The sequence below is a fragment of the Streptococcus sp. SK643 genome (genome assembly GCF_000259505.1).
In the GTDB taxonomy this organism is placed as follows: domain Bacteria; phylum Bacillota; class Bacilli; order Lactobacillales; family Streptococcaceae; genus Streptococcus.
Window position 1 is genome coordinate 70,596 of sequence record NZ_AJMM01000019.1, and the last position, 13,579, is coordinate 84,174.

Consider the following 13,579-nt stretch of genomic DNA (forward strand, 5'->3'; position numbering starts at 1 on the left):
ATTAGGAGAAGTTATGCGTCTTATCTATTTGATAATTGGTTTTTTATCACTGGCCTTGGCTATTGTTGGGGTGGTTTTACCCTTGTTACCAACAACTCCCTTTCTTTTGTTGTCAATTGCTTGTTTTTCTAAATCTTCTAAACGATTTGAAAATTGGTTATATCACACAAAGTTATACCAAACCTATGTAGCTGATTTTCGCGAGACTAAGTCTATTGCGCGTGAACGTAAGAAAAAGATTATTGTCTCTATCTACATCTTAATGGGAATTTCCATTTATTTTGCTCCTCTCTTACCTGTCAAAATTGGTCTCGGAGCCTTGACCATCTTTATCACTTATTATCTCTTTAAGGTCATTCCGGACAAGGAATAAAAAATAGTAACAATTTTCCTTGATATAAATGAAAGCATATTCACAACAATATGATATAATAAATTTAAAGTAATTTTCAAGGAGAATCAAATGATTTACGAATTTTGTGCTGAAAATGTGACCTTGCTTGAAAAAGCGATGCAGGCTGGAGCTCGTCGAATCGAACTCTGTGACAATCTTGCAGTTGGTGGGACAACACCTAGCTATGGAGTGACTAAGGCAGCAGTTGAATTGGCAGCTAATTACGATACGACCATCATGACCATGATTCGTCCACGTGGTGGTAACTTTGTCTATAATGAACTAGAAATTGCAATTATGCTAGAAGACATTCGTTTGACTGCTCAGGCTGGAAGTCAAGGAGTTGTATTTGGGACTTTAACTGCTGATAAAAAGTTGGATAAGCCTAATCTAGAGAAGTTAATTGTTGCATCAAAAGGAATGGAAATTGTCTTTCACATGGCATTTGATGAATTGAGTGAAGAAGACCAGTTAGAAGCTATTGATTGGCTAAGCCAAGCTGGAGTCACCCGTATCCTGACACGTGCTGGTGTGTCTGGTGACTCTCTAGAGAAACGTTTTGCTCACTATCACAGAATTTTGGAGCATGCTAAAGGTAAAATTGAAATTCTACCAGGTGGGGGGATTGACTTGGACAACCGTCAAACTTTTATCGACCAGTTGGGTGTGACACAATTACACGGAACTAAGGTTGTCTTTTAAAAAATAGAAAGGAACTGCTAGCTTTGGGTAGCAGTTTTCACTTATGTTTGAAATTTTTAAATCCTATCAGTTTAATCAAGAAAAGGCTCATGCTTTTGGTTTTGTAGAAAATAGGGGAGTCTGGACTTATTGTTGCCAGATTTTACAGGGTGACTTTGTCATGACTGTGTCCATTACTGCTGATAATGTGAGTTTTCAAGTCTTTGACCAAGAGACTGCTGACCTCTATCCTCAAGTTCATATGGAAAGCATGAGAGGAAGTTTTGTTGCAAGTGTTCGTGAGGCTTGCCTGGAGATTCTTTACCAAATTCGGAAGGTTTGTTTTGATGTGCAAGATTTTATCTGTCCTCAGACTAAGCGTATCATGGTTCAGGTTCAGGAAAAGTATGGAAACCAGTTGGAGTATCTGTGGGAGAAATCGCCTGATACAGCCGTATTACGTCATAAAGGGAATCAAAAGTGGTACGTCGTCTTGATGAAAATCTCTTGGAATAAGCTGGAAAAGGGCAGAGAAGGACAAGTGGAAGCAGTCAATCTCAAACATGACCAAGTAGCTGATTTGCTTTCACACAAGGGAATTTATCCAGCTTTTCATATGAATAAACGCTACTGGATTAGTGTGGCGCTTGATGATACTTTATCAGATGAAGAAGTACTGAAATTGATAGAAAGAAGCTGGAATTTAACGATTAAAAAATGAAATATTTCAAGCATTCTCAATGATTTTCAATTAGCAAAATATTCTCTACTGAAGAAATTTTCAGAAAATATTGGATTTTTTCTTGACAACCACTTTTGCCTATGCTAAAATACTAAACAAGATATCAAACGAAGGAGAAAGTCAAACATGAGAACAGCTAAGTTTTATCAATTTGCTTTGTTGTTGAGGTACTCGGGCTAGTGCAAAAAGCATTAGTCCTGTTTGGCTTACCAAGCGGGAGTAAATCAACATCTCGCTTGGGTTTCTGAGCGAGATGTTTTTTTACATTCAAATTTGGAAAAGGGGAAATCACATGAGAACAGTTGAATTTTTAGATACTAGCCTTCGAGATGGAGAACAGACACCAGGTGTTAATTTTTCAATCAAGGAAAAAATTGCCATTGCAAGACAGCTGGAGAAATGGGGCATTTCAGCAATTGAAGCTGGTTTTCCGGCAGCGAGTCCTGATTCATTTACAGCAGTGCAGGAGATTGCTAAAGTCTTGAAGAAAACAGCGGTGACTGGTTTGGCACGCTCTGTCAAGTCTGATATTGATGCTTGTTATGAGGCGCTAAAGGATGCCAAGTATCCACAGGTTCACGTCTTTATCGCTACCAGTCCGATTCATCGTAAGTATAAGCTTAATAAGAGCAAGGAAGAGATTTTAGAAGCTATTAAGGAGCATGTTTCTTACGCACGTTCTAAGTTTGGAGTGGTCGAATTCTCTCCAGAGGATGCGACTAGAACAGAGTTGGATTTCCTTTTAGAAGTTGTTCAAACAGCGGTTGATGCAGGGGCGTCTTATATCAATATCCCTGACACGGTTGGATTTACTACGCCAGAAGAGTACGGCGCTATTTTTAAATACCTGATTGAGAATGTTAAGACGGATCGTCAGATTATCTATTCACCTCACTGTCACGATGACCTCGGAATGGCAGTGGCTAACAGCCTTGCTGCTGTCAAGAATGGGGCAGGACGTGTCGAAGGAACTATCAACGGTATTGGTGAGCGAGCTGGCAATGCTGCTTTGGAAGAAATTGCAGTAGCCCTTAATATTCGCCAAGATTATTACCAAGCAGAAACCAGTATTGTCTTAAATGAGACCATCAATACGTCAGAAATGGTTTCTCGCTTCTCAGGAATTCCAGTTCCTAAAAATAAGGCTGTGGTCGGTGGTAATGCCTTCTCTCACGAATCTGGCATTCACCAAGATGGAGTCCTTAAAAATCCTCTTACTTATGAGATCATCACACCTGAACTGGTTGGTGTTAAGAGTAATAGTCTCCCACTTGGAAAATTGTCAGGTCGCCATGCCTTTGTCGAGAAACTAAGAGAATTGGCCCTAGACTTTACAGAAGAGGACATCAAACCACTCTTCGCTAAGTTCAAGGCACTGGCCGACAAGAAACAAGAAATCACAGATGCAGATATTCGTGCTCTGGTAGCTGGAACCATGGTTGAAAATCCAGAAGGCTTCCACTTTGATGATTTACAACTGCAAACCCATGCAGATAATGACATTGAAGCGCTCGTTAGTCTAGCTAATATGGATGGTGAGAAAGTCGAGTTCAATGCGACAGGACAAGGATCTGTTGAGGCTATATTTAATGCTATCGATAAGTTCTTTAATCAATCCGTCCGTTTGGTGTCCTATACCATTGATGCTGTGACAGATGGAATTGATGCCCAGGCTCGGGTCTTGGTCACTGTTGAAAACAGAGATACAGAAACCATCTTTAACGCAGCAGGTCTCGATTTCGATGTGTTGAAAGCTTCGGCTATTGCCTACATCAATGCTAATACCTTTGTTCAAAAAGAGAATGCTGGTGAGATGGGACGTAGCGTTTCCTATCGAGATATGCCTAGCGTGTAAAGGAGAATGCTATGACAAAGAAAATAATAGCTCTAGCAGGGGACGGAATTGGCCCAGAAATCATGGAGGCTGGTTTAGAGGTTCTGGAAGCTCTAGCTGAAAAAACAGGTTTTGACTATGAGATTGACAGAAGACCCTTCGGAGGTGCAGGTATTGATGCTGTGGGGCATCCCTTACCTGATGAAACCCTCAAGGCAAGTAGGGAAGCAGATGCCATTCTCCTAGCGGCTATCGGTAGTCCCGAGTATGATGGCGCAGCTGTTCGGCCTGAACAGGGCTTGCTGGCTCTTCGTAAGGAACTCAATCTCTATGCCAATATTCGCCCTGTTAAAATATTTGAGAGTCTCAAGCATTTGTCACCATTAAAATCAGAACGAATTAATGGTGTAGACTTTGTTGTGGTGCGTGAGTTGACTGGCGGGATTTACTTTGGAGATCATATCCTTGAAGAGTGCAAAGCGCGTGATATTAACGACTATAGCTATGAAGAAATAGAGCGGATTATTCGCAAAGCTTTTGAGATTGCAAGAAATCGGAGAAAAATCCTTACTAGTATCGATAAGCAAAATGTTCTAGCTACATCAAAACTTTGGCGGAAAATAGCTGAGGAAGTCGCTCAGGATTTCCCAGATGTTACCTTGGAACACCAGTTAGTGGACTCAGCTGCCATGCTCATGATTACCAATCCTGCCAAGTTTGATGTCATTGTAACGGAGAATCTTTTTGGAGATATTCTCTCTGATGAATCAAGCGTTCTATCTGGCACACTTGGGGTTATGCCATCAGCCAGTCACTCTGAAAATGGACCAAGTCTCTATGAGCCCATTCACGGTTCAGCGCCTGATATTGCAGGGCAAGGAATTGCCAATCCTATTTCCATGATTTTATCAGTTGCCATGATGTTGAGAGATAGTTTTGGTCGTTATGAGGATGCAGAGCGTGTTGAGCGTGCTGTTGAGGCAAGTTTGGCAGCTGGTGTTTTAACAAGAGATATAGGAGGTCAGGCTTCGACCAAGGAAATGACGGAAGCTATTATTGCAAGATTATGAAGTTAGATGAAAAAATTACTCTAGTCCTCTTGATTTGGAATGTCATGATTTTCTTGATTTATGGCATTGACAAATCCAAGGCAAGGAGAAGAACTTGGCGCATCCCAGAGAAAATCTTACTCATTTTAGCTTTTACTTGTGGTGGTTTTGGAGCTAGGTTTGCAGGAATCATTTTTCACCACAAGACTAGAAAATGGTACTTTAAAACAGTTTGGTTTCTGGGGATGGTGACTACACTAGTAGCCTTATATGTTATTTGGAGGTAATGGATGGCAGGAAAATCAATTTTTGATAAATTATGGGACCGTCATGTCATCACAGGAGAAGAGGGGCAGCCCCAACTCATGTATGTGGACCAGCACTATATTCATGAAGTGACCAGCCCTCAAGCCTTTCAAGGTTTGCGAGATGCAGGTCGCAGATTGAGACGACCAGACTTGACATTTGGAACCTTTGACCACAACGTCCCAACTGTCAATATCTACGATATTCGAGATGTCATTTCCAAGGCTCAAATTGATAAGCTGGCTGAAAATGTTGAGGAGTTTGGAATTGAGCATGCGGCTCACGGTTCTGAAAAACAGGGAATCGTGCACATGGTGGGTCCAGAGACAGGACGGACCCAACCGGGGAAATTCATAGTATGCGGAGATAGCCATACAGCAACCCACGGAGCTTTCGGAGCAATCGCCTTTGGAATTGGGACCAGTGAGGTGGAGCATGTCTTCGCTACCCAGACACTCTGGCAGGTCAAACCCAAGAAAATGCTGGTAGAATTCACTGGTGTTCCTCAAAAAGGAGTTTATTCTAAGGATTATATTCTCTCCTTAATTGCTAAATACGGTGTTGCCTGTGGTGTTGGTTATGTCGTGGAATATCGAGGACAAGCGATTGATGCACTGAGCATGGAAGAGCGAATGACCATCTGCAATATGTCCATCGAGTTTGGTTCTAAGATGGGAATCATGAACCCAGATCAGACGACTTATGACTATCTCAAGGGACGGGAATGTGTTCCAGAGGACTTTGAAGAGGCTGTGGCGGATTGGAAGACCCTTGTCAGTGATGATGATGCCGTTTACGATAAGGTTATCCGGATGGATGTCTCAGACTTGGCTCCTATGGTGACCTGGGGGACCAATCCTGCTATGGGTGTTGACTTTGACAGTAGCTTCCCAGAAATTAAGGATATGAATGATGAGCGAGCCTACAATTACATGGACTTGGCACCAGGTCAAAAGCCAGCGGATATTGAACTAGGCTATATCTTTATCGGTTCTTGTACCAATGCTCGTCTCAGCGATTTGCAACTGGCTGCGAGATTTGTTAAAGGGAAGAAAATAGCACCCAACTTAACGGCTATCGTGGTTCCGGGCTCTCGTCCTGTGAAACGAGCTGCTGAGAAGTTGGGCTTGGACAAGGTTTTCCTAGATGCTGGCTTTGAGTGGAGAGACCCAGGTTGCTCTATGTGCCTAGGGATGAATCCTGACAAGGTTCCAGATGGTGTCCACTGTGCCTCAACCAGCAATCGTAACTTTGAAGATAGACAAGGCTTTGGTGCTAAGACCCATCTCTGCAGTCCAGCCATGGCAGCTGCGGCAGCTATTGCAGGGCGCTTTGTAGATGTTCGGCGAATGCCAGAAGCGCAGTAAGGAGAGGATATGGAGAAATTTACAGTTTATACGGGAACGACCGTTCCTCTTATGAATGATAACATCGATACCGATCAAATCCTTCCCAAGCAGTTTCTTAAGTTAATTGATAAAAAAGGCTTTGGTAAGTACCTCATGTATGCTTGGCGTTATTTGGATGACAAGTATACTGAGGATCCAGACTTTGTCTTTAACCGACCTGAATACCGCAAGGCTAGTATTCTCATCTCAGGGGATAACTTTGGGGCAGGGTCTTCGAGGGAGCATGCAGCTTGGGCTCTAGCGGACTATGGTTTTAAGGTTGTGATTGCAGGATCTTTTGGGGATATTCATTACAATAATGAACTCAATAATGGCATGCTGCCTATTGTTCAGCCCAGAGAGGTTCGAGAGAAACTAGCCCAGCTACAACCAAGTGACCAGGTAACTGTGGACTTGGAACAACAAAAAATCATCTCACCAGTTGGAGAATTCACTTTCGAAATCGATAGCGAATGGAAACATAAACTCTTAAATGGTTTGGATGATATCGGAATTACCTTGCAGTATGAAGATTTGATTGCTGCATATGAAAAACAACGACCAGCCTACTGGCAGGATTAGAAGAAAAATAGAAAAGGAAATAGAACTATGACAAAACACATTCAATGGAACGGAACACTTTCACAAGAAGGCTATGACATTTTAAAAGGTGAGGGCGGATGTATCGTTTGTCCTACAAAAGTTGGTTATATCATCATGACTAGTGACAAGGCTGGTCTTGAACGTAAGTTTGAAGCCAAAGAACGTAACCGTAATAAACCAGGTGTTGTTCTCTGTGGTAGCATGGATGAGCTTCGCGCTTTAGCACAACTCAACCCAGAAATTGAAGGCTTCTACCAAAAACATTGGGATGAAGATATTCTTCTTGGTTGTATCCTTCCTTGGAAACCAGAAGCTTTTGAAAAACTCAAAGCATATGGGGATGGCCGTGAAGAACTGATGACTGATGTGCGTGGTACTAGTTGCTTTGTTATCAAGTTCGGGAAAGCAGGTGAACAATTGGCTGCCAAACTTTGGGAAGAGGGCAAGATGGTCTACGCCTCATCTGCAAACCCATCTGGAAAAGGAAACCGAGGTAAGGTAGAAGGTATCGGAGAACGCATCGAAGGGGCAGTGGATCTTGTTATTGAGGCAGATGACTATGTGGCATCTATCCAGCCTGACAAAACGATTGAAACTCGCTACGAGCAAGGTGTGATGGTCTCTATGGTTGATAAAGACGGTAAACTCATCCCAGAACAAGGAGGAGCACGTTCAACTTCACCAGCTCCAGTGGTTATCCGCAAAGGGCTTGACATTGATAAGATCATGATGCACCTGTCAGACACCTTTAACTCATGGGACTACCGTCAGGGTGAGTATTATTAGGATGTAGAAGAAGTGGGGAGAAAATAATCTCTCCTTTCTTTTGTTTTTAACAAAAGTAAAATCCGAACTATTTATTTTTATTTATAAAAATATTTGACAAAAACTGTACTTTAATTTATAATAAATTAAGGAAACGTCGGAAAAGGCGTAGAGATGCGCAAGCATAGGTAGGTCATTACAAAAGAAACGAGACATCGATATGTTAAATGAATTTCCAATTTTTGATTACGAAGATATTCAGTTGATCCCAAATAAATGTGTCATTAAAAGCCGTGCAGAAGCAGATACAAGAGTGACACTAGGAAATCACACCTTTAAACTACCTGTTGTGCCAGCTAATATGCAGACGATTTTGGATGAAAATGTAGCAGAGCAACTAGCTAAAGGTGGTTACTTCTACATCATGCACCGTTTTGATGAGGAGGGACGTATTCCTTTTATCAAGCGCATGCACGATCAAGGGCTCATCGCATCCATCTCGGTAGGTGTTAAGGGATATGAGTATGATTTCGTTAGTCAGCTCAAGGCTGATGCTCCGGAATATATCACAATTGATATTGCTCACGGTCATGCGGATAGCGTGATTTCTATGATTAAACACATCAAGAAAGAATTGCCAGATACTTTTGTCATTGCTGGTAACGTGGGAACACCAGAAGCTGTACGTGAATTAGAAAATGCTGGTGCGGACGCTACGAAAGTTGGAATTGGTCCTGGTAAGGTTTGTATCACCAAGGTCAAGACTGGTTTTGGGACAGGTGGTTGGCAGTTGGCTGCTCTCCGTTGGTGCGCAAAAGCTGCTCGTAAACCGATCATTGCTGATGGAGGAATTCGTACTCATGGTGATATTGCCAAGTCTATCCGTTTCGGTGCTAGCATGGTTATGATTGGTTCCCTCTTTGCAGGACATATCGAAAGTCCAGGGAAAACAATTGAAGTTGATGGTGAACAATTTAAAGAATACTATGGTTCAGCCTCTCAATATCAAAAAGGTGCATATAAGAATGTTGAAGGTAAGCGTATCTTACTTCCAGCTAAAGGACATTTGCAAGACACTTTAACTGAAATGGAGCAAGATTTGCAAAGTGCGATTTCCTACGCTGGTGGTCGTGAGGTTGCTGACCTCAAACACGTTGATTATGTAATCGTCAAAAACTCAATTTGGAATGGGGATGCTTCCCACTAAGGGAAGACCTTCATTCCGGAAAAAACTTGTTATTAGAGCAAATTTTTGTTATAATGAAACGAGTTTCCACCCTTAGTGTAATGGATATCACGTAAGATTCCGGTTCTTGAGATGGGGGTTCGATTCCCTCAGGGTGGATGTAAACATCCTAACAAAGCCTTTAATAGGGCTTTTTTACTTTATACCGCTCCAAATTTGCCCAGAAAACTGAAAACTTCATTCTAAAGAATGCCCAAATCCTCTCCAGTCCCGTTTTAAAGTGACTCAGGGGGCTTTTTTTGATATAATAAAAAGGACTGTTATCAGTTAGAAAGAGGTTGGTATGAAAGAATTACAAACTGTACTAAAGAACCATTTTGCAATCGAATTTGCAGACAAAAACTTACTGGAGACTGCCTTTACTCATACGAGTTATGCTAATGAGCATCGCCTCTTAAAAATTTCACACAATGAACGCTTGGAATTTTTAGGAGACGCTGTTCTACAGTTATTGATTTCAGAATATCTGTATAAAAAATATCCTAAAAAGCCTGAAGGCGATTTGTCCAAACTCCGTGCCATGATTGTCCGTGAGGAGAGTTTGGCTGGTTTTGCACGTGATTGCCAGTTTGACCAGTTTATCAAGCTGGGTAAGGGGGAAGAAAAGTCTGGTGGACGCAATCGTGACACCATTCTTGGTGATGCCTTTGAAGCCTTTCTTGGTGCCCTTCTTTTGGATAAGGATGTGACCAAGGTCAAGGAATTCATCTATCAAGTCATGATTCCTAAGGTTGAAGCAGGCGAATTTGAGATGATTACAGACTACAAAACCCATCTCCAAGAGTTGCTTCAGGTCAATGGGGATGTCGCTATTCGTTATCAGGTGATTTCTGAAACGGGTCCTGCCCACGATAAGGTCTTTGATGTAGAAGTTCTGGTTGAAGGTAAGAGTATCGGTCAAGGTCATGGTCGCTCAAAAAAACTAGCAGAGCAAGAAGCTGCTAAAAATGCAGTTGAGAAGGGGCTTGATTCATGTATTTAAAGGAAATTGAAATTCAAGGATTCAAGTCGTTTGCTGATAAGACCAAGGTCGTCTTTGACCAAGGTGTGACGGCAGTTGTGGGTCCTAATGGATCTGGAAAGTCGAATATTACAGAAAGTCTACGTTGGGCTTTGGGGGAGTCTAGTGTCAAAAGTCTCCGTGGTGGAAAGATGCCGGATGTTATCTTTGCTGGAACGGAAAGTCGTAAACCCCTCAATTATGCTTCAGTAGTAGTGACTTTGGATAATCAAGATGGATTTATCAAGGATGCTGGTCAAGATATCAAGGTCGAGCGCCATATCTATCGTAGTGGAGATAGTGAATACAAGATTGACGGTAAGAAAGTCCGTCTGCGTGATATTCATGATCTTTTCTTGGATACAGGTTTGGGACGAGATTCCTTCTCTATCATTTCCCAAGGGAAGGTTGAGGAGATTTTTAATTCCAAGCCTGAGGAACGCCGAGCTATTTTTGAAGAAGCTGCTGGAGTTTTAAAATACAAGACTCGCAGAAAAGAAACTGAGAGTAAACTGCAGCAAACTCAGGATAATCTGGATCGTCTAGAAGATATTATCTATGAGTTGGACAATCAAATCAAACCCCTTAAAAAGCAGGCAGAAAATGCTCGTAAATTCCTAGATTTGGATAATCAGCGCAAGGCTATTTATTTAGATGTTCTGGTTGCTCAAATTAAGGAAAATAAGGCTGAACTAGAGTTGACAGAAGAAGAGTTGGCTCAGGTTCAGGAACTCTTGATGAGCTACTACCAAAAGCGTGAAAAATTAGAAGAGGAAAACCAGGATCTCAAGAAGAAACGCCAAGATTTACAGGCTGAAATGGCCAAAGACCAGGCAAGTTTGATGGATTTGACCAGTCTGATTAGTGATTTAGAGAGAAAATTAGCCCTATCTAAACTAGAGTCCGAGCAAATAGCTCTGAATCAACAAGAAGCACAGGTACGCTTGGATTCTTTAGAAGAAAAGAGAATTGCCCTCAGTCAAGAGAGGTCTGTAAAAGAAGCTAATCTAGCTTTATTAGAAGAAAGTTTCGCTGAAAATCATGGAAAACTCAACCGTTTAGAAGCAGAATTACTGGCTTTTTCAGATGATCCAGACCAGATGATTGAGCAATTACGTGATCGCTTTGTGGCCTTCATGCAAGAAGAAGCAGATGTCTCAAACCAGTTGACGCGAATCGAGAATGAACTAGAAAATAGTCGCCAGCTTTCTCAAAAACAAGCAGAGCAGCTTGAAAAATTAAAAGAGCAACTAGATACAGTAAAGGAAAAAGCGAATCAGCAAAAAATAGACTTGGATACAGCCAAGGAGCAGGTTCAGCAATTATTGACGGAGTATCAAGACTGTGCTAAGGAGCAAGAAGAGCAGAAATCTTCCTATCAAACTCAACAAAGTCAACTTTTTGACCGTCTGGATAATCTCAAGAACAAGCAGGCCAGATCCCAAAGTTTGGAAAATATCCTTAGAAATCATAGTAACTTTTATGCAGGTGTTAAGAGTGTTCTCCAAGAAAAGGAGCGTTTGGGAGGGATTATTGGTGCGGTCAGTGAACATTTGACCTTTGATGTTGGTTACCAAACTGCTTTGGAGATTGCTTTGGGAGCAAGCAGCCAGCATATCATCGTAGAGGATGAACAAGCGGCAACCAAGGCCATTGATTTTCTCAAACGTCATAAAGCAGGTCGTGCCACCTTTCTACCTTTGACAACGATTAAGGCTCGGACTATTTCCAGTCAGAATCAAGCTACAATTGCTGCAAGCTCAGGATTTCTCGGTATGGCAGATGACTTGGTGGCTTTTGACAAGAGATTAGAAGCAATTTTCAAAAATTTACTTGCAAGTACAGCTATTTTTGACTCTGTAGAAAATGCGCGTGCTGCCGCTCGTCAAGTACGTTATCAAGTTCGTATAGTTACACTAGATGGGACAGAATTGCGTACAGGTGGTTCCTATGCAGGTGGTGCAAATCGCCAGAATAACAGTATTTTTATCAAGCCCGAGTTGGAACAATTGCAAAAGGAAATTGCTGAGGAAGAAGCAAGTCTTCGTTCAGAAGAAGCGGCTTTGAAGAACTTACAAGATCAGATGGATAGATTGACAGAAAGATTAGAAGCCATCAAATCTCAAGGAGAACAAGCACGGATTCAAGAACAAAGTTTGTCACTTGCTTATCAGCAAACCAGTGAACAACTTGAGGAGTTAGAAACACTATTAAAACTGCAAGAAGAAGAATTGAATCGTCTTTCTGAAGGAGATTGGCAGGCTGATAAAGAAAAATGCCAAGAGCGTCTTGCAGTTATTTCAATTGAAAAAGAGGGGCTGGAAACTGAGATTGAAGAAATCAAGTCTAACAAAAATGCCATTCAAGAACGCTATCAAAACTTGCAAGATCAATTATCACAAGCACGATTACTTAAGACAGAATTGCAAGGTCAAAAGCGTTATGAAATGTCTGACATTGAACGTCTCAGCAAAGAATTGGAAGCTCTTGAATTTGAGCAAGAAGAAATCCAACGTATGCTTCAAGAAAAGGTTGATAATCTAGAAAAAGTAGATACAGAACTGCTTAACCAACAGGTGGAGGAAGCCAAGACTCAGAAAACAGATCTGCAGCAAGGTTTGATTCGCAAGCAGTTTGAGTTGGATGATATTGAAGGTCAATTGGATGATATTGCTAGTCATTTAGACCAAGCTCGCCAGCAAAATGAAGAATGGATTCGTAAACAAACGCGGGCAGAAGCCAAAAAAGAAAAAATTGGCGAAGGCTTGCGTAACCTGCAATCTCAATTGACAGACCAGTATCAAATTAGCTATACAGAGGCTTTAGAGAAGGCACATGAGCTGGAAAATCTCAATCTGGCGGAGCAAGAGGTTAAGGACTTAGAGAAGTCAATTCGAGCTCTTGGGCCAGTTAATCTAGACGCCATTGAGCAATTCGAAGAAGTTCATAACCGCTTGGAATTTTTAAATAGCCAGAGAGATGATATTTTATCTGCTAAAAATTTGCTTCTTGAAACCATTACAGAGATGAATGACGAGGTTAAGGAGCGCTTTAAGTCAACCTTTGAAGCGATTCGAGAGTCCTTTAAAGTGACTTTCAAGCAGATGTTTGGCGGTGGTCAGGCTGATTTGATTTTAACGAATGGAGATCTCTTAACAGCTGGGGTAGAAATTTCTGTCCAACCTCCAGGCAAAAAGATTCAGTCCCTTAATCTTATGAGTGGTGGTGAAAAGGCCTTGTCAGCATTAGCTTTGTTGTTCTCTATTATTCGAGTAAAAACCATTCCTTTTGTCATACTGGATGAGGTAGAGGCGGCACTGGATGAAGCCAATGTCAAGCGTTTTGGGGATTACCTCAACCGCTTTGACAAGGATAGCCAGTTCATTGTAGTAACCCACCGTAAAGGGACTATGGCTGCGGCGGATTCTATCTATGGAGTGACCATGCAAGAATCTGGCGTTTCAAAAATCGTTTCAGTCAAGTTAAAAGATTTAGAAGAAACTAAAAACTAGCAACAAATGAATAGCATCTCTTAAGAGGTGCTATTTTTTAAAACCAACGTCTTGAATTA

12 protein-coding genes and 1 tRNA gene are annotated in these 13,579 nt (G+C 41.6%); all 13 read left to right on the forward strand.

What is annotated here, in order from left to right; genetic code table 11:
- The first annotated feature begins 13 nt into the window (after positions 1-13).
- The 13 genes from HMPREF1117_RS07540 to smc all read left to right on the forward strand — a co-directional run bounded on the left by HMPREF1117_RS07540 (position 14) and on the right by smc (position 13,520).
- Entirely contained in the window at positions 14-373 is a 360-nt protein-coding gene (locus HMPREF1117_RS07540; protein WP_001237211.1) for a YbaN family protein, read from the forward strand.
- A 90-nt stretch (positions 374-463) separates the two neighbouring features.
- Positions 464-1,096 (forward strand): copper homeostasis protein CutC, encoded by a 633-nt coding sequence (locus HMPREF1117_RS07545; RefSeq protein WP_000638810.1) that lies wholly within the window; start codon positions 464-466, stop codon positions 1,094-1,096.
- A gap of 43 nt (positions 1,097-1,139) precedes the next feature.
- Positions 1,140-1,796, forward strand: a complete 657-nt coding sequence (locus tag HMPREF1117_RS07550; RefSeq protein WP_000461572.1) for an MmcQ/YjbR family DNA-binding protein — start codon at positions 1,140-1,142, stop codon at positions 1,794-1,796.
- Between the two features lie 313 nt (positions 1,797-2,109).
- Positions 2,110-3,672: a 2-isopropylmalate synthase gene (locus HMPREF1117_RS07555; RefSeq protein WP_001261086.1), complete on the forward strand. Its 1,563-nt coding sequence runs from the start codon at positions 2,110-2,112 to the stop codon at positions 3,670-3,672.
- A gap of 11 nt (positions 3,673-3,683) precedes the next feature.
- Positions 3,684-4,721, forward strand: a complete 1,038-nt coding sequence (gene leuB / locus HMPREF1117_RS07560; protein WP_000162315.1) for a 3-isopropylmalate dehydrogenase — start codon at positions 3,684-3,686, stop codon at positions 4,719-4,721.
- Entirely contained in the window at positions 4,718-4,987 is a 270-nt protein-coding gene (locus HMPREF1117_RS0102180; protein ID WP_000762440.1) for a DUF1294 domain-containing protein, read from the forward strand. The genes leuB and HMPREF1117_RS0102180 overlap by 4 nt, the downstream gene beginning before the upstream one ends.
- 3 nt (positions 4,988-4,990) lie before the next feature.
- The gene (gene leuC / locus HMPREF1117_RS07565; protein ID WP_000907578.1) at positions 4,991-6,373 is read left to right on the forward strand and encodes a 3-isopropylmalate dehydratase large subunit; all 1,383 of its coding nucleotides are present in this window, start codon (positions 4,991-4,993) and stop codon (positions 6,371-6,373) included.
- A gap of 9 nt (positions 6,374-6,382) precedes the next feature.
- Positions 6,383-6,976, forward strand: a complete 594-nt coding sequence (gene leuD / locus HMPREF1117_RS07570; RefSeq protein ID WP_000410625.1) for a 3-isopropylmalate dehydratase small subunit — start codon at positions 6,383-6,385, stop codon at positions 6,974-6,976.
- A gap of 27 nt (positions 6,977-7,003) precedes the next feature.
- A complete protein-coding gene (locus tag HMPREF1117_RS07575) occupies positions 7,004-7,783 on the forward strand; it encodes an L-threonylcarbamoyladenylate synthase (RefSeq protein ID WP_000160514.1) in 780 nt (259 codons plus the stop codon).
- Between the two features lie 199 nt (positions 7,784-7,982).
- Positions 7,983-8,969: a GMP reductase gene (locus HMPREF1117_RS07580; protein WP_000931138.1), complete on the forward strand. Its 987-nt coding sequence runs from the start codon at positions 7,983-7,985 to the stop codon at positions 8,967-8,969.
- A gap of 66 nt (positions 8,970-9,035) precedes the next feature.
- Positions 9,036-9,107 (forward strand) — tRNA-Arg (locus HMPREF1117_RS07585).
- 184 nt (positions 9,108-9,291) lie between these two features.
- Positions 9,292-9,990 (forward strand): ribonuclease III, encoded by a 699-nt coding sequence (rnc, locus tag HMPREF1117_RS07590; RefSeq protein ID WP_000661492.1) that lies wholly within the window; start codon positions 9,292-9,294, stop codon positions 9,988-9,990.
- Positions 9,981-13,520 (forward strand): chromosome segregation protein SMC, encoded by a 3,540-nt coding sequence (smc, locus tag HMPREF1117_RS07595; protein WP_000280971.1) that lies wholly within the window; start codon positions 9,981-9,983, stop codon positions 13,518-13,520. Before rnc ends, smc begins: the two co-directional genes overlap by 10 nt.
- Positions 13,521-13,579: the final 59 nt, after the last annotated feature.

Bases quoted from the DNA above. Each gene is read 5' to 3' on its own strand.
- HMPREF1117_RS07540 (WP_001237211.1), top strand. From the start codon at position 14: ATGCGTCTTATCTATTTGATAATTGGTTTTTTATCACTGGCCTTGGCT.
- HMPREF1117_RS07545 (WP_000638810.1), top strand. From the start codon at position 464: ATGATTTACGAATTTTGTGCTGAAAATGTGACCTTGCTTGAAAAAGCG.
- HMPREF1117_RS07550 (WP_000461572.1), top strand. From the start codon at position 1,140: ATGTTTGAAATTTTTAAATCCTATCAGTTTAATCAAGAAAAGGCTCAT.
- HMPREF1117_RS07555 (WP_001261086.1), top strand. From the start codon at position 2,110: ATGAGAACAGTTGAATTTTTAGATACTAGCCTTCGAGATGGAGAACAG.
- leuB (WP_000162315.1), top strand. From the start codon at position 3,684: ATGACAAAGAAAATAATAGCTCTAGCAGGGGACGGAATTGGCCCAGAA.
- HMPREF1117_RS0102180 (WP_000762440.1), top strand. From the start codon at position 4,718: ATGAAGTTAGATGAAAAAATTACTCTAGTCCTCTTGATTTGGAATGTC.
- leuC (WP_000907578.1), top strand. From the start codon at position 4,991: ATGGCAGGAAAATCAATTTTTGATAAATTATGGGACCGTCATGTCATC.
- leuD (WP_000410625.1), top strand. From the start codon at position 6,383: ATGGAGAAATTTACAGTTTATACGGGAACGACCGTTCCTCTTATGAAT.
- HMPREF1117_RS07575 (WP_000160514.1), top strand. From the start codon at position 7,004: ATGACAAAACACATTCAATGGAACGGAACACTTTCACAAGAAGGCTAT.
- HMPREF1117_RS07580 (WP_000931138.1), top strand. From the start codon at position 7,983: ATGTTAAATGAATTTCCAATTTTTGATTACGAAGATATTCAGTTGATC.
- rnc (WP_000661492.1), top strand. From the start codon at position 9,292: ATGAAAGAATTACAAACTGTACTAAAGAACCATTTTGCAATCGAATTT.
- smc (WP_000280971.1), top strand. From the start codon at position 9,981: ATGTATTTAAAGGAAATTGAAATTCAAGGATTCAAGTCGTTTGCTGAT.